Source organism: Streptomyces sp. NPDC127190 (assembly GCF_042672505.1).
Lineage (GTDB): Bacteria > Actinomycetota > Actinomycetes > Streptomycetales > Streptomycetaceae > Streptomyces.
This window is the reverse complement of record NZ_JBHXVE010000002.1, coordinates 170,272-197,046: the sequence shown is the minus strand read 5'-3', so window position 1 is coordinate 197,046 and position 26,775 is coordinate 170,272. Positions and strand designations below refer to the sequence as shown.

The following is a 26,775-nucleotide window of genomic DNA, read 5'->3' as shown; positions in this document are numbered from 1 at the left end:
CGCCCGCCGCTCCCCGTGCGCTGAGTCCGGTGGGTCGCGGGCCCGCCCCCCGCGGGCGGCCGGGGGGAGGCCGGGCGGGGGCGGGCCCGGCGGGGGGCCCCCCCCCCCCCCGTCAGACGCCCTGGGCGGCGGGCTCGGAGACTATCCGAGGGCCCACTGCTGGTTGCTGCCGCCGGAGCATGACCAGAGTTGGACCGGAGCGCCGTTGGCGGTGGAAGCTCCGGCCACATCCAGGCACAGGCCGGACTGGGCGCTGGTGATCGTGCCGTTGGAGTTGATGTTCCACTGCTGGTTGGCCTGACCGTTGCAGGACCAGACGATCGCCTTGGTTCCGTTGGTGGTGCCCTTGGCGTCGGCGTCCAGGCAGAGCGTGCTGCCTCCGACCGTGACCGTCAGCTCGTTCGACGAGGTGTGTGTCCAGGTCTGGTTGGCCCCGCCGCTACAGCTGTATATCTGCTGCTGAGTGCCCAGGGTCTTGGTGGAGTTCGGGTCGTCCAGGCACTTGCCCGCGCCCACCGCGCGCAGCGCACCCGTGGTGCCGGGGGTGGAGCCGCCGCCGTCCAGCCCCATGAAGTGAATGGCGTAGGCGGCCATCTGTGTTCCCTGGACCGGCAGTTGGTGCCCGGCGCCGGCGATGCTGTACGCCTCGACCTGTGTGCTGCCGGAGCTGTTGTTGTACCGGGTCCGGTTCCAGTTGGCGACCGGGGTGTCACTCGACGACGGGGTCTGGCTCACCCCGAGTACGTTCGTCCACTGTTTGATCTCTTCACCGAGATTGTTGTGGCTCAGCGTGGTGTCGGCGGTGCCGTGCCACAGCTGCACGCGGGGGCGCGGCCCGGTGTAGCCGGGATCGGCATGACGCACCAGGTCGCCCCACTGCTGTGCGGTCATGGAGACCTGGCCCCCGGCGCACGGCCCGTTCCAGCCGCGCGAAGTGCCCGTGTAGAAGCAGTGGTACGGCACGCCCATGAACGCCGCGCCCGCTTTGAACACGTCCGGGTAGTCCGCGAGCATGACGTTGGTCATCATCCCGCCGGACGACTCGCCGGTGACGTACACGGCGTTGGGGTTCCCGCCATAGTGCTGCTCGGTGTAGGTGATCATCGACATCAGCCCGACCGGATCGCTGCCGCCGTTGCGCGTCAGCGCCTGGTCGGACGAGACGTCCCAGCAACTGCCGCCGGGGTTGGTCGAGGGATAGATGACGATGAAGCCGTACCGGTCGGCCAGCGATCCGAAATCGGTGCTGGAGTACAGGTACGGTCCCGAGCCCTGGCACCCGTGCAGCGCCAGGAGGACCGGCGGGTTGGCCCTGACGTTGTTCGGCACGTAGACGTACATCTGCAAGCCGGTCGGGTTGGTGCCGAAGTTCGTGACCTGGGTGAGCGAGGCGGCGGCGGCCTGGGGCGCGGCGGGCAGAATCACCCCGATCGCGGCGCCGAGGGCTAAGAGCACGCCGAGCAGGCGGAACTTCAGGTACCGGGATCGAAGCATGGGATGTCATCCTCCACGGGCTGTCGTTGGCCTGCCTGAGTCCAGGCATGGCGCGCTCTCGTGGGTATGCGTCGATGCAGGTGGGAAGGTCTCATCGGCGCTGCCACGATCTCAACCAGATGGGTTCAGGGAGTGACACTGCCCCGATGTCCGTGACCTGTCAAGGAGTCATGGGATGTCTTCCTGGCCGCTGCGTGTCCGCGTCACCGTGGCCTGCGGAGCCTCGGCGCCGCCCAGGCGCGTTGTCCTGCGTTCGGGTGTCAGGCGCGGCACCCGAGCGTCAGGAGGTCATTGCTCAGGCCCGGACGCGGACCAAGGGCGTATCGACCAGGTGTTCGGCGAGGAACCACGCCTGGAGTTCGCCGGTCCGGATCGCCTGGGAGACAAGCAGGTCGTTGGTGCCGTCGTCGCCCAGCTCGGCGGTGCGGGTGGCCGCGTCATGGGCCTCCGTCAGGATGACCTCGTGGGCCTCCAGCAGTCGCGAGAGCATCGCCGGGACCTCCTCGACACCGTCCGGAGGGCGCGGGATCGACGTGATCTCGGCGACGTGCCGGGGATCGCCCACGGCGACACCGCCCAGGGTCTGGACCCGCTCGGCGAGGGCGTCGACGAGTTCCAGCTGTTCCCCCGCGTGCTTGTCCAGGACCAGGTGGAGTTGGTAGAAGGTCGCCCCGCGCATCAGCCAGTGGTGCTTCTTGTAGAGGCCGTAAAGGATCTGGGTGTCCGCGAGGACCTTGTTGAGGCGCTGGCAGGAGTACATGCGCGTCTCGTAGGACAGACCGAGGGGGAACTGCTTCACGGTCCCGAACTCCTGGATGATCTCGCCCTTCTGGTGCAGCCACGGCTGGCTGCCGACGTGCTGGGATTCGATGGTCATGTTCCGCCTCCTGTTGACTGGCCGTGGACACGGATGACGCTAGGTGCCGGCACGGCGGGCGGGTTGCCCTGAAGCGCACATGCACGTGCTCGGGAGCGCACGGAACGATCCGTGCGTGCCCTTGTTCCCTCTCGGGCAAGCCCCCGTGCGCCGGCGGGCACGGCTCGGCACCTCGTCCCGCCTAACGTCGCTGACGACATGGGCCCGGAGAACGACGAGGAGAGGCATGATGCCGAGCGAGCAGCGGAGGGTGGATTGCGCCCCGGGAGCCCCGCGTTGAGCCTGCGGGGGCGGGACCCGAGGGAAGCGCACAGAACCGCCACGACGCTGGAGTGCTTTTTCGACCTGTGCTTCGTCATCGCGGTCGCGCAGGCGTCCGCGTGTCTGAACACGGCGGTGACGAGCGGACACTGGCTCACCGGCGCCCTGCGCTTCGCGCTGGTCTTCTTCACGATCTGGTGGGCCTGGATGAACTTCACCTGGTTCGCATCCGCCTATGACCCCGACGACGTCCCCTACCGGTTGACGGTGCTGGTCCAGATCGCGGGCTCCCTCATTCTCGCCGCCGGTGTCCCCAGCGCGTTCGAGGAAGGCGATCTGCGCGTCGTCACGCTCGGATACGTCGTCCTGCGTACGGCGCTGACCACGCTGTGGCTGCGAGTCGCACGATCGGATCCCGCTCGGCGGCGGACCGCGCTCCGCTTCGCCACGGGAGTGACGGGTTGCCAGGTGGGCTGGGTCGGGGTGCTCTTCCTCCCGGCCCCGGCGCGCCTGCCGGCCATCATCGCGTTGATCGTCGCCGAGGTCTGTGTTCCGGTGTGGGCGCAGTCCGCGAGAATGACCCCGTGGCATCCGCACCACATCGCCGAGCGGTACGGGTTGTTCGTCCTCATCGTGCTGGGTGAGTCCGTCGCGGCCGCCGCTGCGGCGGTCCGCGGTGCCCTGAACCGGGACCATGGCACCGCGGCGCTGTACCTGCTGGCGGCAGGTGGCCTGCTTCTGGTCTTCGCCCTGTGGTGGCTGTACTTCGCCCGGCCGGCCCATACCCTGCTCGCCACCTCGCACCAGGCCCATCGCAGGAGGTTCACCTGGGCGTACGGCCACTACCTGATCTTCGCCTCGGCAGCCGCCGAGGGAGCCGGCCTGGCAGCGTACGCCCAGCTGATCACCGGGCGCACCGGTGTCCCGCCGTTGTCGGCGGGTGGCGCGGTCACGGTGCCGGCGGCGGTCTTCCTCATCACCGTGTGGGCTGTGCATGTCCGGCCGCACCGGCGGAGCCGGGTCGAACAGCTTGCGTTTCCCGCGGTGGCGGTGGCAGTCCTGATGGCTGCCCGCTCGCCGGCGCCGGCCCTCCTGGCCGCTCTGGCGGCGGCGGCCCTGGTCGTCGTGGTCACCCTGGTCGACCGGGCCGAGCGGGTACGGCGAGAGGGGCCGTGAGACGGAGTGGGGTGCCGCCCGGAGTCCGTCTCCGCGCAGCACCCCTTTCCCGGGTCAGCTCGTGGCGCGCACCGCCTCGCGGATCAGCTCGGCGACCTGCTTCGGCTGGGAGACGGCGACCGCGTGCGAGGCGCCCTCGATCTCGACGACGGACGCCCCCGCGCGCTTCGCGCCGAAGCGCTCCACCTCCGGGTTGATCGCACTGTCGGCGCCCGCGACCAGCGCCCAGGACGGCTTGGTCTTCCAGGCGGCGGCGGAGGCCGTCTCCTCGAAGACGGCGGCGGCCAGCGGGCGCTGCGCCACGGCCAGCACCTTCGTGACGTCTGCGGGCACGTCGGCGGCGAAGACCGCGGGGAAGGCGTCCGCGGCGATGGTGACCTCGACGGCCGGGTCGCCGTCCGCGACGGGATACGTCCACTGCTTGAGGTTGCTCACCAGCGGGGAGAGCGGGAAGCGGCCCTGCAGCTCGCCAAGGCTCTCGCCCTCTTCGGGGACGTAGGCGGCCACGTAGACCAGCCCGACGACGTTCTCCGTGGTGCCGGCGACGGTGATCAGCGCACCGCCGTAGGAGTGGCCGACCAGCACGACGGGGCCGTCGATCTGGGCGGCCACGGAGGCGACGTACGCGGCGTCCGAGGCCAGGCCGCGCAGCGGGTTGGGCGGGGCGATGACCGGGATGTCGTGGCGCTGGAGCTCCTCGATGACGCCGGACCAGCTGGCCGCGTCGGCGAAGGCGCCGTGGACGAGGACGACGGTGGGAGTGGTGGTGCTCATGTCTGTCGGATCTCCTTGCGGTCAGGCGGTGTGCAGGGCGGCGCGCAGGGTGCCGGCGGCCATCGTGATGGCGGCCTCGGCGGCGTGGGTCCCGCGCAGGGCGTTGAGCATCACGAAGTCGTGGATGATGCCCTGGAAGCGGACGGCGGTGACGGGGACGCCGGCCTCGCGAAGCTTGTTGGCGTACGCCTCGCCCTCGTCGCGCAGGACGTCGGCCTCGCCGGTGATGACCAGGGCCGGGGGCAGGCCGGTGAGCTGCTCGGTGGTGGCGCGCAGCGGGGAGGCGGTGATCCGGGCGCGCTCGGCCTCGTCGGTCGTGTACTGGTCCCAGAACCACTGCATGCCGTCGCGGCGCAGGAAGTAACCGGTGGCGAACTGGTGGTAGGACGGCGTGTCGAAGTTCGCGTCCGTCACCGGGTAGAACAGCACCTGCTGCACCAGGGAGACGTCGCCGCGCTCCTTGGCCATCAGGGTGAGGGCGGCGCTCATGTTGCCGCCGACGGAGTCCCCGGCCACGGCCAGCCGGGTGCCGTCCAGGCCCTTGGCGGCGCCTTCCTGCACGACCCACCGCGCGACCGCGTAGTTCTGCTCGATGGCGACCGGGTAGCGGTGCTCGGGCGAGAGGTCGTACTCGGGGAAGACCACGGCGGCGTTCGCGCCGACGGCGAGTTCGCGCACCAGGCGGTCGTGGGTGTGGGCGTTGCCGAACACCCAGCCGGCCCCGTGGATGTAGAGGATCACCGGGAGGGTGCCGGTGGCCCCGGCGGGCTTGACGATGCGGGCCCGGACACTGCCCGTGGGGCCGCCGGAGACGGTGATCCACTCCTCGTCGATCGCCGGCTTGTCGATCTCGCCGGACTGCACCTCGTCGACGGCCTTGCGTCCCTCCGCCGGGGGCAGGTCGAAGAGGTAGGGCGGATTGGCGGTCGCCTCCGCGAAGGCGGCTGCCGCGGGTTCCAGTACCGGCTGAACCGGCTCGGCGGTGTGGGACATGAGCCTCTCCCGATGTTCCAAGGGACTGTTTCGTGTGGTGCGCCGGTCACGCTAGTGAGCGTCACCGGGTCGGGATGCTCCGTACGCGCACAGCGCTGTTCCCCCAGCGCACTGCGGGTTTCCGGCCGGCTGGCGAGCGTGCGGAGTACTGAGCGACGCAGTGCACTGTGGGACCAACTCCGGTGCACTGCGGAGACATTGCCGCAGGTCGGTCGCGTCTAGCGTGAGGGCGGAAGCGAGACGGTGGCCACTTGCCGCGTCTGCCCTCCATCCCACCGGCGCGCCGCGCATCCCGGACTTCGCCTCGGCGCGCCGCGGATGGGTGGAACCGAACACCCCTGTCCCGGAAAGGACTTCATGCGATGTCGACAATGCCGGTCGGCGGCCTCGTTCCGCGTGCCTCCGACGACGCCGCAGACCTCGTCGTCCGCAACGCGAAGATCCACACAGCCGACCCGAGACGCCCGCACGCCGAGGCCATCGCGGTCCGGGACGGCGTCATCACCGTCGTCGGCGACGACAACGACGTGGCCCCGCACATCGGTACGGCCACCACGGTGGTCGACGCATGCGGCCGCCGGGTCGTCCCCGGCCTCAACGACGCCCACCTGCACGTGATCCGCGGGGGCCTGAACTACGTACTGGAGCTGCGCTGGGACGGGGTGCGCAGCCTGCGGCAGGGGCTGGCAATGCTGCGTGAACAGGCCGCGCGTACCCCGAAGGGCCAGTGGGTGCGGGTGGTGGGCGGCTGGTCCGTCGAGCAGTTCGCCGAGCGCCGGCTGCCAACCGTCACCGAACTGAACGCGGCCGCTCCGGACACCCCGGTGTTCGTGCTGCACCTGTACCACTCGGCCGTGCTGAACCGTGCGGCGCTCAAGGCCGCCGGCTTCACCAAGGACACGCCGGACCCCAAGGGCGGCCAGATCATGCGCGGCCGGGACGGGGAACCGACCGGCATGCTGCTGGCCGCGCCCAGCGCCCTCATCCTCTACTCGACCCTCGCCAAGGCGCCGCTCCTGGAGAGCGAGGAGGACAAGAAAACCTCCACCCGTCATTTCCTGCGCGAGCTGAACAGGTTCGGGCTGACCTCGGCGATCGACGCCGCCGGCGGATTCCAGAACTTCCCCGACAACTACGCCACCGTCATCGAACTGGCCAAGGCCGGCCAGCTCTCGATGCGCATCGCCTATCATCTCTTCCCGCAGACTCCGGGCCAGGAGGTCGACGATCTCGCCCGCTGGATCGAGATGGCCCGCCCCGAGGACGGGGACGAATGGCTGCGCCTGAACGGCGCGGGCGAGAATCTCACCTGGGCCGCCGCGGACTTCGAGAACTTCGCCGAGCCGCGTCCCGAACTCGTCTCGGACTACGAGGCCGAGTTCGAGAAGGCGGTCCGTCTCCTCATGGAGAACGGGTGGGGCTTCCGGCTGCACGCCACCTACGACGAGACCATCCGCCGGGACCTCGCGGTCTTCGAGAAACTCGCCGCGGACGGGCTTTTCCCGGCCGGGAACCGGTGGCTGTTCGACCACGCGGAAACCGTCTCCACGGACAGCCTCGACCGCATCGCCGCGCTCGGCGGCGCGATGTCCGTGCAGAATCGTCTGTCATTCCAGGGTGAGGCGTTCCTGCGCCGGTACGGTCCCGGCGCAGGAACGGACGCCCCGCCGATCCGGGCCATGCTGGACCGCGGGCTGACCGTGGCTGCCGGCACCGACGCCACCCGGGTGTCCTCCTACAACCCGTGGGTGGCCCTGCACTGGCTGGTCAGCGGCCGCACCGTCGGCGACCTGACGCTGCGCCCGCCGGCCAACCGCGTCGGCCGGCAGGCCGCGCTGACGATGTTCACCCGCGCCGGGGCCGTACTGACCGGCGAGGACGAGGTCAAGGGCGTCCTGCGGCCGGGCTGCTACGCGGACCTGGCGATGCTGTCCGAGGACTACTTCACCGTGCCCGCGCCCGAGATCGCTCACATCGAGTCGCTGCTGACGGTGACCGGCGGGCGGATCGTCTACGCCGCCGGCGCCTACGAGGGGCTGGACGAGGAACTGCCGCCCGTCAGCCCCGCCTGGAGCCCGGTGGCGCATTTCGGCGGCTACCAGGCGTCTCCCTCAGCGGCCGGCGCCCGCCAGGCGGAGTCCCTCGGCCAGGCCGTCGCCGAATCGGAGCAGCACCGCCAGTGGCGCATCGCCCGTGGCCTCACCCCGGAGACCGCGAGCACGCCCTTCGATCCCTGCTTCGACCTCTAGAACACCCGGCAGGGGCCGCGCCGTTGAGCGCCCGTACCGGGACACCCACCGACCCCGTCCGCACACGGACGGTTCCACCAAGAAAGGTTCATCCTCGTGGTCAACATCTCCGACGTCACCGCCGCCCCCAGCCCCGACCTGCTCACCCCCGACAACTGCGCCGTGCTCTTCGTGGACCACCAGCCACAGATGTTCTTCGCCGCCGCCAGCGGTGACCGGACCTCGATCATGAACGCCGCCGTGGGCCTGGCGAAGGCCGCCAAGGTCTTCGACGTGCCGACCGTGCTGAGCACCGTGGCCGCCGAGTCCTTCTCCGGCCCGATCATGCCGCAGCTGGCCGCGGTCTTCCCCGACCAGAAGATCATCGACCGCACCTCGATGAACGCCTGGGAGGACGTGCCCTTCGTCGAGGCCGTCAAGGCGACCGGCCGCAAGAAGCTGGTCATCGCCGGCCTGTGGACCGAGGTCTGTGTCGTCCTGCCGACGCTGTCGGCCCTCGCCCAGGGCTATGAGGTCTACGTCGTCACCGACGCGTCCGGCGGCGTCAGCCCGCAGGCACATGAGCACGCCGTCCAGCGCATGATCCAGGCCGGCGCGGTTCCGGTGACGTGGGTGCAGGTACTCCTGGAGCTCCAGCGGGACTGGGCGCGCACGGAGACGTACGTCCCGGTCACCGAGGTCGTCAAGGAGCACGCCGGCGCCTACGGCCTCGGGGTCGTATACGCGCAGGCCGTCATCGGCGCCCACGCCGCCGGCTGACCGCACCGATTCCGATCCAGGAACAGGCAGGAACACGATGGACGCTGGACTACTGGTCCTCCGGCTGGTGGCGGGCTTGCTCATCGCCGGTCACGGGGTGCAGAAGGTGAGCTTCCGGCTCGGGGGCAACGGCTTGGCGGGCGGGACCGAGGAATTCCGCCGTGACGGATTCCGCGGCGGGGTGCTGACCGCCATCGTCGCGGGAGCCAGTCAGATCGGTGCCGGCCTGTTCCTGGCCCTCGGGCTGCTCACGCCCCTGGCCGCGATGGCCGCGACGGGCGTCATGACGGTCGCGGGCTCGGTCAAGTGGCACAAGGGGCTGTGGGTACAGAACGATGGCTACGAATACCCCCTGGTCCTCGTCACCGTCTCCGCCGCGCTGTCCCTCGCCGGGCCCGGACGGTGGTCCGTGGACCACGCTCTGGGCATCGCCTCCTGGCCGGTGGGGGTCGCCGTCGCCGCGATCGTGCTGGGTCCGGCGAGCGGACTGCTCACCCGCGTGGTGCTGCACCGGTCGGGCGCCGGGCCGGAAGGGGTGCAGCATGCGCACGTTGCTGACTGACGCGGTCCACACCCTCCTTCCCCGCGGCGAGGAACGTCATGGCCCGCTCCCCCCGCTGCTGCTGACCATGACGGTGGTCACCGGCCTGGTGGACTCGGTGAGCTATCTGGCCCTCGGACACGTCTTCGTCGCCAACATGACCGGCAACGTGGTCTTCCTGGGGTTCGCCTTGGGAGGCGCCGGCAGCCTGTCCGCGCTCGCGTCCGTCGTCTCGGTGACTGCGTTCCTCCTCGGCGCGCTCGCGGGTGGCAGGCTCGGCACCCGGTTCGCCACGCACCGCGGGCACCTGCTGAGGACGGCGACGGCGGTGCAGACGGTGCTGGTCGCCGTCACCGTGGTGGTCGCCGCGGTCGCCGACGGCCGGGTCACCACCTCCGTCCAGTACACGCTGATCGTATTCCTGGGGCTCGCCATGGGGCTGCAGAACGCGGTCGCCCGGCGCCTCGGCGTCCCGGACCTCACCACCACCGTGCTGACCCTGACGCTGACGGGCCTGGCCGCCGACTCCACGGCGGCCGGCGGCGAGGCGCCGCGCCCCGGCCGCCGGATCCTGTCCATGCTCGCCATGTTCCTCGGCGCCCTGGCCGGAGCCGCGCTCCTGCTGCACGGCCACCTGGTCCTGGTCCTGAGCCTCACCCTGGTCCTGCTCGCGGTCACCTCCGTGACCACCCATCGCCTCTCCGCCGCCGACGCCCCCTGGCTGCGGCCACGGCCGTGAACACGGCGGGGACCACCCCCGGCGCGAACGCCGGAGCCGGACCTTCGGCGCCTCCTCGGGACCCCTCGTCCATGGAGGCCCGGCGTACCACCGACCCGCACCCACCGAAAGGAACCCAATGAACCGGCCCTGCCCCGCACCGGCCGTCGAACGGGCGGACGACAGGCACCGTTACGAGATTCTGGTCGGCGGCCGGCTCGCCGGTCTGACCGCCTATCTCGACTATGCCGAGCAGCGGGTCTTCTACCACACGGAAGTCGACGACGCCTTCGCCGGACAGGGGCTGGCCGCGCGCCTGGTCCAGGAGGCCCTCACCGACGTACGCCGCTCAGGCATGCGCATCGTGCCGGTGTGCCCCTATGTGGCCAAGTACCTGGAGAGGCATGGGGAGTTCGCGGACATCACCGACCCGGTGACCCCGGAGATCCTGCACTGGCTCACGACGGAGCTGCGGACGCTCACCTGATCGCACCGCTGGTGGCGTCGACGGTGATGAAGCGCTGGGCTGCGACCAGCAGCACCGCCGCCGGCACCGACGCCAGGACCGCGGTGGCCATCACCGCGTTCCACTGGGTCGTGTGAGCACCGATGTACCCGTAGATGCCCAGGGTGACCGGCCGGACCGTCTCGGTGGTGGTCAGTGTGAGGCCGAAGAGGAAGTCGCTCCAGGCGAAGAGGAAGGTGAAGACCGCGGCGGTGACCAGAGCGTTCCGGCTCAGCGGCAGCACCACGGCGCAGAAGGTGCGCAGCCTCCCGGCGCCGTCCATGCGCGCGGCTTCGATGATCTCCCTGGGAATGCCCCGCATGAACGAGTGCAGGATGATGACGGCGAACGGGACCCCGGAGGTGGAGTCCGCGAGGACGAGTCCCAGGCGGGAGTTCAGCAGTCCCAGGTCGTTGTAGGCGCCGTAGAGCGCGTTCGCCACGACGACGCCCGGCACCATCTGCGTGAACAGGATCGCGAAGAGTACGAGGCGGGTTCCCCGCGGGGAGAACCGGGCCAGGGCGTAGGCGGCCGGGGCCGCCAGCCCGAGGCTGAGCGCGACACTGCCGAGGGCCACGACGAGGCTGGTGACCAGGTTGGGGCCCTGATCGCGCAGCGCCGTGGCGTAGCCGCCGAGGTGCGGGCGGGAAGGGAACCAGGCCGCCCCCGGTGGGGTGCCCGTCGGCTGCAGAGAGGCGTTCACCATCCAGTAGACGGGAAACAGCATCACCGCGAGCAGGGCTGTCCCGACGACGGTGGAGAGCAGGCCGCGGCGGCGTCCGCGCCGCGCCGGCCCGCCCCTCATGGGTGCGCGGCGCGCCGGTCGGCGCGCAGGAAGACGAGGGCGAGGACGAGCGAGAGGATGATGAGTACGTTGCCCATGGCGGCGCCGCGCCCGAACTCGAACTGCTGGAAGGACAGTTCGTAGGACCGGGTGGCGAGGGTCTGCGTGGCGTCGGCCGGTCCTCCGCCCGTCACGACGAGAATGGTGTCCAGCACCTTGAGGGTGTAGACCACGCCCAACACCAGCACGATGCTCACGGCGGGCCGCAGCAGCGGCCACGTGATGTGGCGGAACGACGCCACCGGACCGGCGCCGTCCAGCTCTGCCGCCTCGTACAGCTGGGCCGGGATGTTCCGCAGGCCGATGTACAGGATCGCGGTGTTGAAGGGGATTCCCACCCAGATGTTGACGAGGGTCACCGACACGAGTGCCTGTGAGGTGCCGGTGAGCCAGGGGATGCCGGACGACACGAGGTGGAGGGCGCGCAGGGCGTTGTTGACGGCTCCGTCGTCGGTGTCGAGCATCCACTTCCACGTCGTGGCCGAGACGACCAGCGGCAGCAGCCACGGCAGCAGCAGGAGCGAGCGCAACAGACCGCCGAGCGGGAAGCTGCGGCGGAAGAACAGGGCCAGGGCGAGACCGAGCAGGAACTGCCCGGCGACGGAACCCGCGGTGAACAGGACCGTGGTCAGCAGTGTCCGGGAGAACAGGCCCGACGACAGGATCTCCGCGTAGTTCCGCAGCCCGACGAACGGCGCGGCCCCGGTGTAGAAGGTGGCGGGCGTGTACTGCTGGAAGCTCAACACCAGGTTGTCGACCACCGGGTAGCCGAAGAACAGCAGCAGGTAGACCGCGGCGGGCACGACGAACAGCCATGGGGCGAGCAGTTCCCGCAAGCGGGTCCGGCTCGCGGCCGGCGGACAGGTCATGAACCGGTCGCGGTCCGCTGCGCGCGCCGGAGCGCCTCCTGCGGCGTCTGCTCGCCCGTCAGCGCGGACTGGATCGCCGTGGATATCGCGGTCGCCGTTCCGGGCCACTTGACTCCGAGTTCGGCGGTGCGGGACCGGGCCCGCTCCACGCTGGTGACGAAGCCGGACATCGACGGGACCCGCTCGGCGTACCGGGCCGCCACCGCGGTGCGGGAGGGCACGGTGAAGTGCTCCTTCGCCAGGGCGAGCATGGTCGTGGGGCCGTTCAGGCAGGCCAGGACCTGGGCGGCCTTCTCCTGCCGGGACGGGGAGGAGTTCTGCGGCACCGTCCACACCTCGCCGCCGAGGGGCGTGACGAGCGTCTGCCCCTTCTGGCGGACGGGGAGGGGGGCCACTCCCCAGTGCAGGTCATGGTCCTTGTTCAGCGCGGGAATCCGCCAGGGTCCGTTGACCATCATGGCGGTCTTTCCAGCGGCGAACTGGTCGTGGAGGTCGGCCTGGGTCCAGTTCAGTGCCGACCTCGACATGGATCCGCTCTTCACCAGGTCGGTCCACAGCCGGAGGGCCTGTGCGGCCTGCGGCGAGTCCAGGTGCTTCTCGTCCCCGCCGTTGGACCACAGGAAGGGCAGGAACTGCCAGGTACTTTCCGGGGTGGCGTTGGCGGAGACGGCGATGCCGTAGCGCCCCGGGCGGGTGAGGCGGGCGGCCGCCGTCCGCAGTTCGTTCCAGGTCCGTGGCACGGCGACACCGGCCTCGGTGAGCATGTCCTTGTTGTAGATGAGGGCGATCGTGTTGACGGTGGGCGCCAGCCCGTACACCTTTCCGCGGTACGTGCCCGCCGACAGGATGCCCTCGGCGAAGCCGGTGGTGTCGATGCGGTAGCGGTCCAGCGGCGTCAGTGCGCCGGTGCTCGCGATCTGCTGGAGGTCGGGGTTGTCGAGCATCAGCAGGTCGGGCAGGGTGCGTGACGACGCCTGCCGCAGGACCGTGGGGATGAGCGACGGCAACGGGACACTGGTGTGCTCGACCTTGACCCCGGCGGTCCTGCCGCAGTCGGCGAGCCGCTTGCTCCACTGGGCGTGCTCGGTCGCGTCGGTGTAGTAGTCGAGCGCGGTGATGGAGGTCGCCTTGTCCGGGGCCGACGCGGCGCCGGTTCCCCCGCCGCAGCCGGCGGCAGCCAGTGCGAGGGCAACGGTCCCGAGGAGGGTGGTGATCCGTCGCGCCGACGGTCTGGGGGCCGGTGAGTTCAAGGTGGTGCCTTCCCGAGCGAGCCTGTGGTCGAGGCCAGGCGTCCCGCGTCGCCGAGGAGAGGCTTTGACACCGGCGTCTTACCCATCGAACAGGGATGCTAGCCGAGTGACCTGCGCGTCAGCAGCGCGGGAGCCCGTAGCCGTCGCCGCGGTCCATGCCCTGTTCGGCCGCTTCCCGGATCATCGCCGCCACGGCGCCGGGCTGTGACAGGGCGACGCCGTGCGAAGCGGCCACCGAGTACTCGGTGGCCGCCATGCGCTGGGCCATGAAGCGCTGGGCCATGGGGGCGAGCATCCGGTCGGCGGCCGCGATGGCGTACCACGACGGCTTGCAGGCCCAGGCCGGCGGCCCCGACGTACCGGTCAACGCGCGTCGCGCGATGGGGCGTTGGGTGACGGCCAGGGCGTCGGTGACGTGCGGTGACAGGTCGGCGGCGAACGTCGGCCCGAACTGTTCCTCGATGAGGTACATCTCGTCCTCCGGGCCACCGGTGAACCGGGCGGGCAGCGCTGCCGTGATGGTGGTGTCGGTCACCGGTGCGGAGGCGAAACGGCTCAGGATGTCCAGGACGGACTCTCCGGCGTCCAGGCCGAACGCCGCGACGTAGCACAGGGCCACGATCTGGTCGCAGTCGCCGACGGCATGGGTGATGACCGCGCCTCCGTAACCGTGTCCGGCCAGCACGACCGGGGCGTCGATCTGACGCACCACGCTCCTGATGTAGGCGGCGTCCTGCGCCAGTCCGCGCAGCGGGTTCGCCGGGGCGAGCACGGTCAGGCCGGCGGACTGCAAGAGGGTGATGACCCCCGCCCAGGAGGAGGCGTCGGTGAACGCCCCGTGCACGAGCACGACGGTTGGCAGGTGGGCGGCGGGTCCGTTCACGTTCCGATGACCTCCGAATGAGTCCTGGCGTTCCAGCCAAGCGCAGCCGGTTACCGCGGGCATCGCGTGAACGTACCAAGACGTGCCGGCGGATCCGCTCAGTCCTCGGGCAAGGCCATGACCACATGGGCCAGCTGGACCCTCGAGTTGACCGACAGTTTGCGGAAGGCGGAGGTCAGGTGGGTGTTGACCGTGTGCGGGGAGACGACGAGCAGGTCGGCGGCCGACCGGTTGGTGTGGCCGGCGGCGACCAGGCGCGCGATCTTCTTCTCCGAGGCCGTGAGCGCCTCCCAGCCCTGGACCGGGCGCGGTGGGGCCGCCCCGCGGCTGCCGGCCCCGGCACGGTCCAGATCGCTCTGTACGCGTGCCGCCGCGGCGTGGGCACCCGACGTGGCGAACAGGCCGTGGGCGCGGGTCAGGGCGGCCCTGGCCTCGGTTCCCCGGCCTGCCGTCAGCAGTGCCCGGCCGAGGTCGGCTTGGGCCCCGGCCCGGACCAGCGGGCGCGGACTCTCCTCGAGGAGGGCCACCGCGCGTTCCAGCAGGGTGAGGTCGCCCCGCACCAGGCCCGCGGCCTGGGCGGCGATGCCCGTGGCGGTGGGCACGGCCGGGTTGCGAGCGCCGTGCGCCTCGGCCTGTGCGGCCAGATCCTCGGCCAGCGCCCGGTCCGCGCCGCTGAGAGCCATGCGTATCGCGGAGTCGACCCAGGTGCGCAGCAGCCGCCAGCGCATGAAGGGGCCTTCCTGCTGCACCTGCCGGATCATGTCGAGGGCGAGCGCGGTGTTCCCCTCGTCGTCGGCGATGAGCGCCTCCAGGAAGCGCACCGCTGCCGTGTTGCCCGGGTTCGGTTTGGTCGCGCGTCGTTCCCGCGCTGCGGTGAGCTGGTGCCGCGCCGCTTCCCGGTCGCCGCGCAGCAGGGCGATCCAGGAGCGGATCACCCGGGCGTTCACCTGCTGGACGCAGATGTGCACGTCGTTCTCCAGGCGCTCCATGGTGACCAGGTCGGACTCCGCGTCGTCGAGGTCACCCAGCCCCAGGTGCTGCGAGGCCTGTGCCCACAGCAGCATGGTCTGCGGCACCGAGCCGCCGTCGTCCGCCGTCCGCCGCAGCAGCAGCCGGCCGGCTTCGAAGTCGTCCATGTGCTGGTGCGCGACGATCTCCTCGGGAAGGAAGGCGGGCTCGACGGCGCTGAGCGCGGTGAAGCGTTCCAGCGCGACGGCGTTCGCACCAGCGTTCAAAGCGCTCTCCCCCAGACCGAACAGGGCCAGCACGTGTGCCTCCCGGTCACCGGTCGCGATGGCCGCGCGCAGGGCGTTCTCGCCGGCCTCCAGGGCCGCGCCGAGATCCTCGCCCCGGGAGAGGGCCAGCGCACGCAGGGCGGTGAGCCGCGCCTCGACCTCCGGGGCGGCACCGCCGAGCGCGAGGGCTGTCTCGGCGCGGCGGCGCAACTCCTCGGCGACGTCCAGGTTCCAGAGCGTCCCGCCGAGGGCGGCCTGGATCCGGCCGAACGCCTCCAGCGGCGGCCGGGCGGCCAGCAGCCGGTCGCCGGTCTCCAGCGCCTCGCGGTTCCGGCCGGCCCGGGTCAGACAGACGATCGCCTGCACACCGACGTCGTACCACAACGGCCTCCCGGGAGGCACCAGTTCCAGGGCGCGCGTCATCAGGTCGGCCGCGAGGCCCGGCGTGACCGACCGGACGTCGGCGGCGGCCTGCCGCAGCAGGTTCACCGCTTCGTCGTCTCCGGGCCGAGCGCCCCGGAGAATGTGCGACACGGCGTCGATCGGCCGGTGCCCGGCCGCGACCAGGTGTCCCGCGGCCTCCCGGTGCAGAGCCTTGCGGGCCGACGGCGGAATGTCCACGTAGACGGCCTGGCGCAGCAGGTCGTGCCGGAAGACCAGCTGGTCGCCGTCGTCGTCCAGGAGGCCGGCGCGCACCGCCTCCTCCAGCTCCGCGAGCAGGCCGGCGGACGGTCGGCCGTAGAGCGCGGCGGCTTCGAGGAGGCCGAATCTGCGTCCCAGCACCGCTCCCATCTGCAGGAAGCGCAGGGTGCTGGGGGCAAGTGACCTGAGCCTGCCGCGCACGCCCACCACGAGCCCCTCGGGCACGGGCTCCCCCGACGGGCCGGTGGTCCGCAGTCCCGTGAGCATCTCGACCGCCAGGAACGGGTTCCCGCCGGCTCCGTCGAGCAGTTGCCGTACCCGCTCGTCGACGGCCGCGCCCAGGGTGTCGTCGGCCAGCTGGCCGATCGCCGTGCCGGAGAGCGGTCCCAGGGGCACGGTGACCGACAGGAGCCCGCTCTCGGCGGCCTCGACGATCTCCTGCGCCGGGCCGGCGGGATCCTGCCGCCCGGTGAGCACCCACAGAACCGGCGATGTCCGCAGGCGTGCCGGGAGCTGCTTCAGGGCGAACCGGCTCAGTGGGTCGGCCCACTGCACGTCGTCCAGGGCGATCAGCACGGGCATCTCGGCGGCCCTGGCCTCGATCGCCTCCGCCACGCGCTCGACCAGCCAGATCCGCTGGTCGTGATGGCGGGTGAGGTCGGCGAACGCGTCACTGGACAGCAGCGGCCGGTCACCATGGAGGAGGCAGGCGGCCAGCGAGGAGAGCGGGACGATGTGGTGCAGTTCGTCGGCCTTGCCCAGACCGACCGCGAAGCCCGCCGCACCGGCCGTGGTGACGACCTCGCCGAGCAGCGCGGTCTTGCCGATGCCCGGCTCCCCTCGGAGCAGGATCAACGCGCCGCTTCCGGTGCGGACGACCGATGTGAGCACTGCGCGCAGCTGTTCGAGTTCGGCCTCTCGGCCACGCAGACCGCGCCGGGACAGCGACCCGTCCGACCGCTCCACCCACGCCCCTCTGTCCGCACTCGCCGACCGCCTCCGGTCCAGGCAGCCATGCGGAGCGGCGATGTCGCCCTCTGCCGTCGCCCGCCTGTCCGGTTGGGGGCCGGCCGGGGCGCGGATGGCGCTCCGCGTGTCCACTATCGCAAGAACCGCAGCTCAGTGCATACCCCGGGGGTGCGTCCAGGGCCGGGCGGTGGCTCTAGGCGCCCGCTGGCGACGTGTGCGTACGACGCTCGAGTGCCGCGTGGTCCCGCCACTCGACAGGGGACATCCCGTAGGTGCCACGGAACGCCCGGCTGAAGTGGGCGGCGCTGACGAAGCCCCACCGTCGGCCCACCGCGGCGATGGTCCGGCTCGCCGCGTCCCGGCGGGCCAGCTCACGTCGGCACTGCTCCAGCCGGCGGCCCTGGATCCACCGGCGGACGGTGGTGCCCTCGTTCTGGAAGAGGCTGTACAGGTAGCGCAGGGAGATCTGGTTGGCCCGGGCGATGGCCTCCGGGGCCAGGTCGGGGTCCGCCAGGTGACGGTCGATGTACGCCTGGACCCGCATCAGCAGCACGCGGGTGGCGCTCGGTGTGCCCGTGCTGTCACCGCCTCGTCGCTCGTCGGCCAGCACCGTGAGCAGGTCCAGGACATTGCGGGTGATCAGGTCGCCGACGTGCTGCGGATACGCGCCCGCGCTGTCCACGAGGCGGGACAGGAAGGGGGACAGCAGGTGGCCGGGGGGCGTCGTGGAGTCGAGGGGAGAGGCCGTGATCCGGCACAGGTCCGACTCCCTCAGGCTCAGCAGGTGCCGGGGCAGGACGAGAGCCTTCGTCTGGAAGGTGTCGGGGAAGGTCAGCCGCATGGGACGCGCCCGGTCGTAGACGAAGAGCTGCCCGGGCTCGACATACGCGTCGCGCGCGTCCTGCTCGACCCGGGCGAGCCCGCTGCTCAGCAGCATCACGACCACGTGGTCGTCGCCGGTGGACCCCGCGATGAGCCGCGGTGTGCGCACGGTCTGCAAGGCTTCGCTGTCCACCGTGACGCCCCGGGTGCGGCCCGCCGGTGACGCATGGATCGTGCCGGAGAACACCTCCTCGGCGATCTTGACGTCCACGGCTCCGAAGGTGTGGGCCACGGCGTCGCGCCAGTAGGTCCGTCTTCGCTCCCGGGGCACCCCGTCCGTGGTGTAGAAGATGCCCGCGGGCTGCTTCCCCGTCCCCTTCACCGATACGTCCGACATGATCTCCGCCCTTCAGCCGGTGTGCGCTGCGGACACCGTGCCAGCGGGGCACGAGGTGGCGCATCGAGTGAACGCACTAGATCCGGGATACGGGGCGGAGATCCGGGGGACCGCGGGGCCTCAGTCGAAGCGCAGGTCGGAGAGCTGCCGTTCGAGGGCGGTGACCTCGTCGTCGGGCGTCGTCTCCGACGCCGGGCGGGCCGCCATGGCGACGGCCAGTTCACCGGCCGCCCGCTGGATGCGGGCGGGCAGGCCCTCGGTGTGGTCGTCGCCGCCGGACCCCCAGTCCTCGGACGCCGCGTACACCGCGGTGGGGACGACACCGGCTCGCAGGTACGCGAAGAGCGGGCGCAGCGCGTGCTCCAGAACCAGGGAGTGGCGGGCCGTCCCTCCCGTCGCCGCGATCAGGACCGGCGTGCCGGTGAGGGCGTCCGGGTCGATGAGGTCGAAGAAGGACTTGAACAGCCCGCTGTAGGAGGCGGTGAACACGGGCGTCACGGCGATCAGGCCGTCCGCGCCCGTCACCGCGTCGATCGCGGACGCCAGCTGGGGCGGCGGGAAACCGGTCACGAGGTGGTTGGCGACGGCGACGGCCAGTTCGCGCAGCTCGATGACCTCGGTCTGTACGTCGTGGCCCTCGGCGGCCAGGTCGGTGCGGGCCGTCTCGGCGAGCCGGTCGGCGAGCAGGCGGGTGGACGACGGGGTGCTCAGCCCCGCCGAGACGGCGACGAGCTTCACGCGGCAGCCACCTCCCGCGCGGTCCGCAGGGACTCGTGGGTGGGCGCGTCCGGCACGTCGGCCGGGCGGCCGATCGCGAACTCCTTGCGCAGCACCGGTACGACCTCCTCGCCGAGGATGTCGAGCTGCTCCAGCACGGTCTTCAGCGGCAGGCCCGCGTGGTCCATCAGGAACAGCTGCCGCTGGTAGTCGCCGACGGTCTCGCGGAAGGACAGCGTCCGCTCGATGACCTGCTGCGGGGAGCCCACCGTCAGCGGGGTCTGCTCGGTGAAGTCCTCCAGGGACGGCCCGTGGCCGTAGACCGGCGCGTTGTCGAAGTACGGGCGGAACTCCCGTACGGCGTCCTGGGAGTTCTTCCGCATGAACACCTGCCCGCCCAGGCCGACGATGGCCTCCTCGGGCCGGCCGTGACCGTGGTGGGCGTACCTGCGCCGGTACAGCTGGACCATCCGTCGCGTGTGGTCGGCGGGCCAGAAGATGTTGTTGTGGAAGAAGCCGTCGCCGTAGAAGGCGGCCTGTTCGGCGATCTCGGGCGAGCGGATCGAGCCGTGCCACACGAACGGCGGTACGCCGTCCAGCGGGCGGGGCGTGGACGTGAAGCCCTGCAAGGGAGTGCGGAACGTCCCCTCCCAGTCGACGACGTCCTCGCGCCACAGCCGGCGCAGCAGCGCGTAGTTCTCCTTGGCGAGGTTGATGCCCTGCCGGATGTCCTGACCGAACCAGGGGTAGACCGGGCCTGTGTTGCCCCGCCCCATCATCAGGTCCACCCGGCCGTCGGCCAGGTGCTGGAGCATCGCGTAGTCCTCGGCGATCTTCACCGGGTCGTTGGTGGTGATCAGTGTCGTGGCCGTGGAGAGGATCAACTTCTCGGTGCGGGCCGCGATGTAGCCGAGCATCGTGGTCGGCGACGACGGCACGAACGGCGGGTTGTGGTGCTCACCGGTCGCGAAGACGTCCAGGCCGACCTCCTCCGCCTTGAGCGCGATGGCGACCATCGCCTTGATGCGCTCGTGCTCCGAGGGGGTACGGTCGTTGGTCGGGTCGGGGGTGACGTCCCCCACCGAGAAGATTCCGAACTGCATGGGCGCCTCTTCGTTCCGGCGAGCTGTGTGGATGCCGGAAATGTAGGCCCGGCCCGGGCGATGCCCCTTGTCCGTGCGTGCAGCGGTGCTGGTCTCTCGGTGCCCTCCTGTGGCCCGCGGGGTGAGCTGCCGCCTTTTCCGTCCGCGACTGTGCAGCGTGGGGCCACTGGACCGGAGAGGGTCGCCGGGAGGGCGAGCGGAATCCGAGCACTCCTGGAACACGCGTGCCGCACAAGTGCCTCTTCGGACAACCCCCGGTGCACTTGTCGGCAAGGCGACGGAGCAGCCGCGGCCTACGGTCGTCCACAACCGTACGAACAGTCAGATACAGGGGGCGGAGTGAGAATCCCTCTTTCCGATTCCGCGGATGCGTGCTCGATCGTCTTTCCCACGGAAGTCCATATCAGCGTGGCCGGCGAGGCATGGGTACCGCTTCCCGCCGCACTCCGTTACGACGTGACCGACCCGTATGCCGTGCGCCTGTCCATGGGCGCCCCTGTGGCCCCTTCCGTCGACTGGGTCTTCGCCCGGTCGCTCCTCGCGGACGGACTCCACCGGCCCACGGGAATCGGAGACGTGGTGGTCATCCCGCGGCACCGCCGCCGTCCGGAGTCGGTCCGCATCCTCTTCAGGACCCGCGCCGGGGCCGCGCTTCTCGCGGTCCACGCCCTCGTGGTCACGGACTTCCTGCGCCGGTCCGAGGCGCTGGTGCCGCCGGGCACCGAGCACCACCACCTCGATGTGGACCGCGTCATCGCCCGGCTCACGGCCGGCCACGAGTGAGACGCCGCCCGGCGCGATCCGAGTGACGGCCTGCACGCACAGCCGGGGTCAGGCCGCCGCGTGCCGTAGGTGCGCGAACCGGCCGCCGAGTCGCTCGACCGCCGCCTCAGTCGCCGCCTCACCCTCCGGCTCCGGTAGGACGGCTCCTTCTCAGCACACGTCAAGCCGAGACGTGTCGCCGTATAGCCAGAGGTCAGAGCCCCTTCTCCGCAGGCTCAAGGATCGCGACGCACTCCAACATGATGCGTCATCGGAAGCATGTCACCCGGGTGAACTCAGAGAAAACCGCAGGTCAGGTCAGTTCCTCGGCTCCGTCTTGGGGCCACCAGGTGCGAAGAGCGTCAAACGAGCGTCACGGCGGACGCCCAGTGATCCCAACAAGGAGTGCACCAGACGCCGTCCCCGTGGTCAGGTTCAGGCTTCGGCGCTCACACGAGGAGGGCATTGATCCTTATCAGCGTCGATCGTTTGGGATGCCCCATTCAGGCGGCACCTCGCTCAGGAAGCGGATGACGTACTCCCCGCTGACTTCGTTCCGGCCACCGGAAGCACGTACTCACCGGCGAGACGCGCCCAGTGCAGCGGGAGAGGCCGGGCGAGCGGCGGGTAGTCGTCGTGGTAACGCAGCTGGTGCGTGAGCGTCGCCCACTCCGCCGGCCGGTCGGGCGGGTCACCCGCACGTCCCGAGTCCGTCAGCGCCTTCTCCGACAGACAGCCGAGCACGGTGATCTCCAGTTGCCCGGGGTTCCACGCGGTCTTCCCAGGCGCTGTCCGGCCCTGTGGCGTGGGCACCAGCTTCATGAGCCCCTTCGGCAGTTTCGCCACCGTGTGCGGCTTCGAGGCCGTACTCGCGAAGACACGGCCCTCCGTATCCGCCGTCCCCCACACACCCTCGGCGAAGCCGACCCCGTCCTCGGTGTCGTGGGCGTACCACTCCGCCACTTCACCCCGGGCGTTGGCGTCCCGTACGAGCAGCACCCGCAAGTCGTGGCCGTAGAGCGTGTGCCGCTGGGCGGGTTCGGCCCCGAAGCCGAGCATGTCGCGGTCCAGTGCACCGTTGCGCAGGCCAGGCCAGCACTGGCGCAGATTGCCGGCGTCCGCCAGCAGCAGCGTCGGGCGGTCGCGGAGCTGGAAGAGCAGTGCCCGGATCTGCCGCTCGGTCTCCCGCTGCCTGTCCTGCTCCACGCCCGGGCGGGCAGCGGGCCGGGATCCTCCCGGGACTGCCGAGTCATCGAGGAGCTTCCCCGTGCCGGTCCCCTTCCCCCCGCTCGCCGCCGGTTCCCGTGCCTGGGAGAGCAGCAGCAACAGCTTCGGATACGGCACCCATTCGGCTCGTTCTGCGTCCCACCCCTCGATGACGCCCGGTCCGTCCCCGGGGCGCACCCGCACCGCCACCAGCCGGTGGACGGGGCATCGCGTGGGCCCCTTCCTGGTGTGGCGTACGAGCCAGAGCGCCGCGTACTGAAGGTCGCCCGGAATGCCGGCTCCCACCCGATGGGCGGGCGAGCTGATCGCGCCCAGCTGCCGGAAGGCGTCCAGCCAGGTCCACCTGGCCCGGTGTTCCAGAGCGCTGTCGGTGTCGTCGGGCGAGTTCACGAACTGGGTCAGCCGTCCCTGCCGTGCCCAGGCGATGCGCAGCGCATGCTTGGGGTCGGAGTCCGGGACGGCGGCGAAGCGCTCCTTGCCGGCGATCTCCGTGATCACGATTCCGGCCCCGCCGAGGAGCGGATCCGCCCGGTCCGCCACGAGCCCGCAGCGCCCTTCGATGGCCTCGGCCAGCCGGACGGCCCTGAGGCGCCCGCGGGCTCGGGTGGTCGGCAGGGCGTCGGCCAAGGGTCCCGCGGGCCGGGCCCGGACGCGGATGTCGACCCCCTCGCACTGCCACTGCCAGGTCTCCCCGTCGGCCGACGGCACTTGCTGCCCGGCGGGAAGACCAATGAGCTTGGGCAGCTCGGCGAGCAGCGCCGCACGGGTTTCCGGGGACTGCCAGAAGACGTCGATCTCCAGGGGGCGGCCGTTCAGTGCGCGTGTCAGCGCCGCCCGCCGTTGCAGAGCCAGCTGGGCATCGCGGACGCCCGGGACGCGTCCGGCGCCGGTACGGGGCAGCAAGGAGGGTGTGTTGCTCCGGGAGACGCGCGTGAGGTCGGGGACCCGGGTCAGCAGGGGGCGCAGCCCTTCCTCGACCCAGGCGTCCAGATCCGCCCGCTCCCGTGGCATCAGCCCGGGTCCGACCTCGTGCGGGCCGATCGACGGGTGGTAGACGATGCCGGCGGCCACGTCCCCGGAACCGTTGATCCAGCGTTCGGCGTCGGAGAAGAGCGCTTCGGGCCGGGGATAGTTGCGCACGATGTCCAGCTCGGGCACGAGCGGTGCGGGGCTGTGCCGGCGCCAGGCCAGTTCCTTCGATCGCCGGTCGTAACCCAGCGTGTTCACCATCAGCCGGTGGCCCCGGTCCGGCCCTTCCGGCCACGGCAGTGGAGCGTCGAGCAGGACGGTCGTACCGCCGAGCTGGTGGGGGCGTACGTCCAGTCGGGTGGCCCATCGGCGTACCTGGGTGGACACATGGACACGGAACCGCGGGGCGAACGGCACGGTGTGGACGGTGATGGTGAGGCAGGCCGAGTAGTACCAGGTCTGCCGTCGGCGCTCGTATCGCTGAGGCGGCCAGGAGACAAGTCGCGCGCCGTCACCCGAGCTCTCGACGCGGAAGTGGAGTGTGGTGCCGCCCGTGCGGAACGTCCGGGCGGCCAGCCGGAAGGCGATCCACTCGGGCAGCAGGCTGTAGAGCCGCGCGGCGGGTTCGGCGGTTCCGCCCGCCGAGAGCACACTCTCGGCGAGGTCGACCAGTTCCGTCTCCCAGTGGGGCAGACGTACCGTCTCGGCCGGGTCACCGGAGCGGAGCCTCTCCTCGAGATCGGCGCCCTCCGAGTCGTCGTCCTCCCGGTGCATTCCCGCCGCCCACGCTCCTACCACCGGGGCCAGCACGTCCGGCGGGACGGCTTCCCGCGCGTAGAGCCACGGCAGACGGCCATCCGTCCCGGCGTTGCGGCCGGTCGCGATGACGCCTGGCGCCATCGCCTGGAGCAGGGAGTTGAGCCTGCGCACGGGGAGCCGGTGGGGGTGGACGGAGTTCTTGTCCGCCTCGGCATGCATCCCGGTGAGCTCGGCGTGCAGGTCCTCGCCGAGCCGCAGTACTTTCATCTCCTCCCGCCAGGGTCCGTGGAGCGGGTCGGGTTCGTAGGCCGCGACGCGAATGTGGTGGTACACGGAATTACCTCCTGGGACAGGGGTTCGGCGCTTACGGGTGGGCGGGTACGGCGGCGAGCAGGCGGGTGAGCATGCTGCGCAGTGGCGCGTACAGGGCGCTGACGATGAACTGCTCCTCAGCGGTCGTCGTGCCGCCGTTGAAATACGGGTCCAGGACGGCGAGGACGCTGTGCAGCAGACTGGATTCGGGGGTGTCGGGCCGCGCCGGTACGGCGCCGCGGTTGGGGGCGAAGGCGGCATCGACGAAGACCACCCGGGCCGGTACGCCACCGCGTACCAGTCGCCCGATCACCTGCCACAACAGGACCAGCATGTCCCAGGTGACCTGTTCCCGTACATCGTCGTCGAGACGGCTCCACGCCATCGAACGGGCGAGTACCTGGTACCAGTACGAACGGGCGAGGCGGCGGAACTCCTCCGCTCCTTCCTCGACGGTGGGTTTTCCCTGTACCAGGGTGGCGAAGTCACCGCCGGTGACGGCGCGGACGACCCAGTCGTTGGCGGCATGGACGGCCAGGTGGAGGTCCTCTGGGTGCGGATGGGGCCGTGCCAGGAAGTAGACCGTGCCGATGGCCGCCTCGTCGTCCTCGTTGAGGATGTTGTGGCCGCGTTCCAGCGCCAGCAGGGGCGCCACCAGGATGTCCGCCTCGAGGTCCTTCAGGTGCTCGACATCGCCCCGGCGCAGTGATCGGGCGTGGTAGGCGGACGGCGCCTCGTCCTCCGCGGTGATCTCCTCGTCGTCCGACACCAGGCACAGCACCTTGTTGCGCCAGCGGACGTTGAGGTTGTGCAGTGTGTCGGCCACCACACGTGCCTCGGCATAGCTGCCGACCAGCAGAAGGATCTGGTCGCGCCCCGGAGGAAGAGAGAGCAACTCCTGCTGGAGCGGACCACCTTCAGTGACCTCGTACTCGTCTCCGCCCTCACCTAGATAGCACGCGATGCGGCGCAACTTCTCCGGGCGGTCGTCCGGATGGGTTCCCGACATGCGCAGTTTCTCGTCGCCGTCGTCGATGAACTCGAAGCGCATGGAACTCTCGTTGGCGATGCGTTCGGTCACCTCGGCCGGCGGTTCGATGACCACACCGACCGGGACGCAGACGTGGTAGCGGCTGGACGCGCCCGCCCAGCTGCTGCCCGACATGAGCAGCAAGTGGGCACCGGGCCTGCCGTCGACGGAGGTGAGATCGGGGATGGCGCGCAGCAGCTCACGTCCGACGCCGCTGCACCGGAAGAAGGTCAGTTCGCCACTGCGGACTCCGCCCTTGTCCTCACCCGGGACCCGGAACTGGAAGCCGAGCACATTGCCCATCGGGGCCTCGGGCACCATCGGGCCGTAGTCGAGCGGCCGGCGGTACATCGTGTTGAAGCCCAGGCTGAGGGCGGCCTCGACGCGGGGCCACATGGCGTTGATCATGGCGAGCCGTGGTTCCAGGGCACTGAGCAGCAGTGTGAACTCGAAGCGCTCCGCGAGTTGCTTCCGCCATTCCTCGGGAGTCTGGGGCGGAGGCTTGGGCTTCCTGCGGCGTCCGCGCTTCTCCTCCTGTTCCTCCTCCTCGCGCCGCCACTCGTCGTACGCCTCTTGGTACTTCCGCTGCCGGGCAGCCATGTACTTCGGGTCGATGGCGAAGGCCTCGTCCATAACCTCGGTGAGGCGGCGCCGGGTGTTCTCCGGGTTGCCGGTGTGGAGCAGCTCGTTGAGGAGGGCGGTCAGCCGGCTGAAGTCCTCCTCCGTCCTGCGGTGACGGTCACCGAACGGGTTGTCCCGGAACGCGTCGAGCAGTTTCCCGAGAGCCTCGCGGGGGGCGTGATGAGGGTGGTCCCGACCGCTGTCGTCGGGGAGTTCGTAGCGTTCGTCGAGGAGCCCCAGCTGGAGCGTCCAGGCGCTGAAGTAGCCCGTGCGCACCCACTTGCGCAGCTCGTACCCGGTGACGAGCATCGCGTACAGCCGGTCGGTGGCCGCGCCTGCGGTGTTGAGGGCGGCGGCGAAGGTCTCGACGTCCCGTTCGGAGAGCTGGGTGCGTCCGCCGGCCGCGAGTTCCCGGATCTTGTGCCGGCTCAGCTGGTCGATGAGGCCCTTGTCCTCGTCGCTGGCGAGGACGACGGCGGGTGCGAAATTCCGGTCGAGCTGCATCTGGACACGGTCGGCCTCGTCGATGATCACGAGGTCACTACGGCGGCAGGCGAGTTCGAGGAAGCGGATGCGCTCGCCGTTCTGAGGGCGGGGCGGCGAGGCGTCGATCAGCCCGGCCGGGGTGGCCACCCAGATCAGGGCGCCGACCAGCGTGCGAGCTCCGTGGTGACGGGGGCAGGCGGACCAGTACGGGCAGCTCGTCGCCCTCTTCTGCCACTCGGAGTGCCGTCCGCCGCCGGGGTCACGGCGCAGGGCCGACGGGGGTCGGAGCCGGGAGCAGGGTGCCTCGCCGTAGGCGAGTGGTTCGGTCGTCGATGTGGCGCCCTGCCGTCTGACGCTGAGCAGGCAGGACGTGCCGAGGTAGGCGAAGGCGGGGTCGTCGTGGGGGGGCCGGGGGGGGGGGCCCCCCCCCCCCCCCCCGGGGGGGGGCCCCGGGGGGGGGCCGCCGCCGCCCGCGGCGCCCCCCCCCCGGGGGGGGGGGCCCGGGGGGTATTTGGTGGGGCGTTTAAAAAA

The 26,775-nt window shown here is 70.9% G+C and carries 21 protein-coding genes; 7 read left to right on the top strand and 14 right to left on the bottom strand.

The window, feature by feature from the left end:
* Window positions 1-141 precede the first annotated feature (141 nt).
* Together ACFVIU_RS04205 and ACFVIU_RS04200 are read right to left on the bottom strand one after the other, a co-directional pair.
* Window positions 142-1,494: a PHB depolymerase family esterase gene (locus ACFVIU_RS04205; RefSeq protein WP_385840500.1), complete on the bottom strand. Its 1,353-nt coding sequence runs from the start codon at window positions 1,492-1,494 to the stop codon at window positions 142-144.
* A gap of 295 nt (window positions 1,495-1,789) precedes the next feature.
* Window positions 1,790-2,371 carry a Dps family protein gene (locus ACFVIU_RS04200; RefSeq protein ID WP_385840499.1) on the bottom strand — a complete coding sequence of 194 codons (582 nt, stop codon included), beginning with the start codon at window positions 2,369-2,371 and terminating at the stop codon, window positions 1,790-1,792.
* 276 nt (window positions 2,372-2,647) lie between these two features.
* On the opposite strand from ACFVIU_RS04200, the gene ACFVIU_RS04195 reads away from it, so the two are divergent.
* Window positions 2,648-3,808 carry a low temperature requirement protein A gene (locus ACFVIU_RS04195; RefSeq protein WP_385840498.1) on the top strand — a complete coding sequence of 387 codons (1,161 nt, stop codon included), beginning with the start codon at window positions 2,648-2,650 and terminating at the stop codon, window positions 3,806-3,808.
* Between the two features lie 54 nt (window positions 3,809-3,862).
* On the opposite strand, the gene ACFVIU_RS04190 is transcribed toward ACFVIU_RS04195, so the two are convergent.
* Complete coding sequence (locus ACFVIU_RS04190) at window positions 3,863-4,582, bottom strand: alpha/beta fold hydrolase (protein WP_385840497.1); 720 nt, start codon at window positions 4,580-4,582, stop codon at window positions 3,863-3,865.
* 21 nt (window positions 4,583-4,603) lie between these two features.
* On the bottom strand, window positions 4,604-5,575 hold the full coding sequence (locus ACFVIU_RS04185) for an alpha/beta hydrolase (protein ID WP_385840496.1): 972 nt from the start codon (window positions 5,573-5,575) through the stop codon (window positions 4,604-4,606).
* Window positions 5,576-5,937: 362 nt separating this feature from the next.
* On the opposite strand from ACFVIU_RS04185, the gene ACFVIU_RS04180 reads away from it, so the two are divergent.
* The 5 genes from ACFVIU_RS04180 to ACFVIU_RS04160 all read left to right on the top strand — a co-directional run bounded on the left by ACFVIU_RS04180 (window position 5,938) and on the right by ACFVIU_RS04160 (window position 10,329).
* The gene (locus tag ACFVIU_RS04180; RefSeq protein WP_385840495.1) at window positions 5,938-7,824 is read left to right on the top strand and encodes an amidohydrolase; all 1,887 of its coding nucleotides are present in this window, start codon (window positions 5,938-5,940) and stop codon (window positions 7,822-7,824) included.
* A 96-nt stretch (window positions 7,825-7,920) separates the two neighbouring features.
* The gene (locus ACFVIU_RS04175; protein ID WP_385840494.1) at window positions 7,921-8,583 is read left to right on the top strand and encodes a hydrolase; all 663 of its coding nucleotides are present in this window, start codon (window positions 7,921-7,923) and stop codon (window positions 8,581-8,583) included.
* A gap of 37 nt (window positions 8,584-8,620) precedes the next feature.
* A complete protein-coding gene (locus ACFVIU_RS04170; RefSeq protein ID WP_385840493.1) occupies window positions 8,621-9,145 on the top strand; it encodes a DoxX family protein in 525 nt (174 codons plus the stop codon).
* Window positions 9,126-9,863 (top strand): YoaK family protein, encoded by a 738-nt coding sequence (locus tag ACFVIU_RS04165; RefSeq protein WP_385840492.1) that lies wholly within the window; start codon window positions 9,126-9,128, stop codon window positions 9,861-9,863. The genes ACFVIU_RS04170 and ACFVIU_RS04165 overlap by 20 nt, the downstream gene beginning before the upstream one ends.
* 118 nt (window positions 9,864-9,981) lie before the next feature.
* A complete protein-coding gene (locus tag ACFVIU_RS04160; RefSeq protein ID WP_385840491.1) occupies window positions 9,982-10,329 on the top strand; it encodes a GNAT family N-acetyltransferase in 348 nt (115 codons plus the stop codon).
* On the opposite strand, the gene ACFVIU_RS04155 is transcribed toward ACFVIU_RS04160, so the two are convergent.
* From ACFVIU_RS04155 to ACFVIU_RS04120, 8 genes are all read right to left on the bottom strand, one after another.
* Window positions 10,322-11,152 (bottom strand): carbohydrate ABC transporter permease, encoded by an 831-nt coding sequence (locus ACFVIU_RS04155; protein WP_385840490.1) that lies wholly within the window; start codon window positions 11,150-11,152, stop codon window positions 10,322-10,324. The genes ACFVIU_RS04160 and ACFVIU_RS04155 overlap by 8 nt on opposite strands.
* A complete protein-coding gene (locus ACFVIU_RS04150; protein ID WP_385840489.1) occupies window positions 11,149-12,060 on the bottom strand; it encodes a carbohydrate ABC transporter permease in 912 nt (303 codons plus the stop codon). Before ACFVIU_RS04150 ends, ACFVIU_RS04155 begins: the two co-directional genes overlap by 4 nt.
* Window positions 12,057-13,310, bottom strand: coding sequence for an extracellular solute-binding protein (locus ACFVIU_RS04145; protein ID WP_385840488.1), 1,254 nt, complete (start codon window positions 13,308-13,310; stop codon window positions 12,057-12,059). Before ACFVIU_RS04145 ends, ACFVIU_RS04150 begins: the two co-directional genes overlap by 4 nt.
* A gap of 118 nt (window positions 13,311-13,428) precedes the next feature.
* Window positions 13,429-14,193, bottom strand: coding sequence for an alpha/beta hydrolase (locus tag ACFVIU_RS04140; protein WP_385840487.1), 765 nt, complete (start codon window positions 14,191-14,193; stop codon window positions 13,429-13,431).
* A 98-nt stretch (window positions 14,194-14,291) separates the two neighbouring features.
* The gene (locus tag ACFVIU_RS04135) at window positions 14,292-17,036 is read right to left on the bottom strand and encodes an AAA family ATPase (protein ID WP_385840486.1); all 2,745 of its coding nucleotides are present in this window, start codon (window positions 17,034-17,036) and stop codon (window positions 14,292-14,294) included.
* Between the two features lie 196 nt (window positions 17,037-17,232).
* Window positions 17,233-18,258: a helix-turn-helix domain-containing protein gene (locus ACFVIU_RS04130; RefSeq protein ID WP_385840485.1), complete on the bottom strand. Its 1,026-nt coding sequence runs from the start codon at window positions 18,256-18,258 to the stop codon at window positions 17,233-17,235.
* Window positions 18,259-18,378: 120 nt separating this feature from the next.
* A complete protein-coding gene (locus ACFVIU_RS04125) occupies window positions 18,379-18,996 on the bottom strand; it encodes an FMN reductase (protein ID WP_385840484.1) in 618 nt (205 codons plus the stop codon).
* Window positions 18,993-20,078, bottom strand: a complete 1,086-nt coding sequence (locus tag ACFVIU_RS04120) for an LLM class flavin-dependent oxidoreductase (protein ID WP_385840483.1) — start codon at window positions 20,076-20,078, stop codon at window positions 18,993-18,995. The genes ACFVIU_RS04125 and ACFVIU_RS04120 overlap by 4 nt, the downstream gene beginning before the upstream one ends.
* Window positions 20,079-20,486: 408 nt before the next feature.
* On the opposite strand from ACFVIU_RS04120, the gene ACFVIU_RS04115 reads away from it, so the two are divergent.
* Window positions 20,487-20,861, top strand: coding sequence for an SsgA family sporulation/cell division regulator (locus tag ACFVIU_RS04115; RefSeq protein ID WP_385840482.1), 375 nt, complete (start codon window positions 20,487-20,489; stop codon window positions 20,859-20,861).
* A 498-nt stretch (window positions 20,862-21,359) separates the two neighbouring features.
* Here the strand turns inward: ACFVIU_RS04115 and ACFVIU_RS04110 are convergent, their stop codons facing one another.
* Together ACFVIU_RS04110 and ACFVIU_RS04105 are read right to left on the bottom strand one after the other, a co-directional pair.
* On the bottom strand, window positions 21,360-24,128 hold the full coding sequence (locus ACFVIU_RS04110) for a pPIWI_RE module domain-containing protein (RefSeq protein WP_385840481.1): 2,769 nt from the start codon (window positions 24,126-24,128) through the stop codon (window positions 21,360-21,362).
* Window positions 24,129-24,159: 31 nt separating this feature from the next.
* A complete protein-coding gene (locus ACFVIU_RS04105; protein WP_385840480.1) occupies window positions 24,160-26,391 on the bottom strand; it encodes a hypothetical protein in 2,232 nt (743 codons plus the stop codon).
* Window positions 26,392-26,775 lie beyond the last annotated feature (384 nt).

What these genes read in the sequence shown, in the direction of transcription:
- ACFVIU_RS04190 (WP_385840497.1), bottom strand. Translation starts at nt 4,582, where the DNA reads ATGAGCACCACCACTCCCACCGTCGTCCTCGTCCACGGCGCCTTCGCC.
- ACFVIU_RS04180 (WP_385840495.1), top strand. Translation starts at nt 5,938, where the DNA reads ATGTCGACAATGCCGGTCGGCGGCCTCGTTCCGCGTGCCTCCGACGAC.
- ACFVIU_RS04200 (WP_385840499.1), bottom strand. Translation starts at nt 2,371, where the DNA reads ATGACCATCGAATCCCAGCACGTCGGCAGCCAGCCGTGGCTGCACCAG.
- ACFVIU_RS04185 (WP_385840496.1), bottom strand. Translation starts at nt 5,575, where the DNA reads ATGTCCCACACCGCCGAGCCGGTTCAGCCGGTACTGGAACCCGCGGCA.
- ACFVIU_RS04120 (WP_385840483.1), bottom strand. Translation starts at nt 20,078, where the DNA reads ATGCAGTTCGGAATCTTCTCGGTGGGGGACGTCACCCCCGACCCGACC.
- ACFVIU_RS04165 (WP_385840492.1), top strand. Translation starts at nt 9,126, where the DNA reads ATGCGCACGTTGCTGACTGACGCGGTCCACACCCTCCTTCCCCGCGGC.
- ACFVIU_RS04130 (WP_385840485.1), bottom strand. Translation starts at nt 18,258, where the DNA reads ATGTCGGACGTATCGGTGAAGGGGACGGGGAAGCAGCCCGCGGGCATC.
- ACFVIU_RS04150 (WP_385840489.1), bottom strand. Translation starts at nt 12,060, where the DNA reads ATGACCTGTCCGCCGGCCGCGAGCCGGACCCGCTTGCGGGAACTGCTC.
- ACFVIU_RS04205 (WP_385840500.1), bottom strand. Translation starts at nt 1,494, where the DNA reads ATGCTTCGATCCCGGTACCTGAAGTTCCGCCTGCTCGGCGTGCTCTTA.
- ACFVIU_RS04155 (WP_385840490.1), bottom strand. Translation starts at nt 11,152, where the DNA reads ATGAGGGGCGGGCCGGCGCGGCGCGGACGCCGCCGCGGCCTGCTCTCC.
- ACFVIU_RS04170 (WP_385840493.1), top strand. Translation starts at nt 8,621, where the DNA reads ATGGACGCTGGACTACTGGTCCTCCGGCTGGTGGCGGGCTTGCTCATC.
- ACFVIU_RS04160 (WP_385840491.1), top strand. Translation starts at nt 9,982, where the DNA reads ATGAACCGGCCCTGCCCCGCACCGGCCGTCGAACGGGCGGACGACAGG.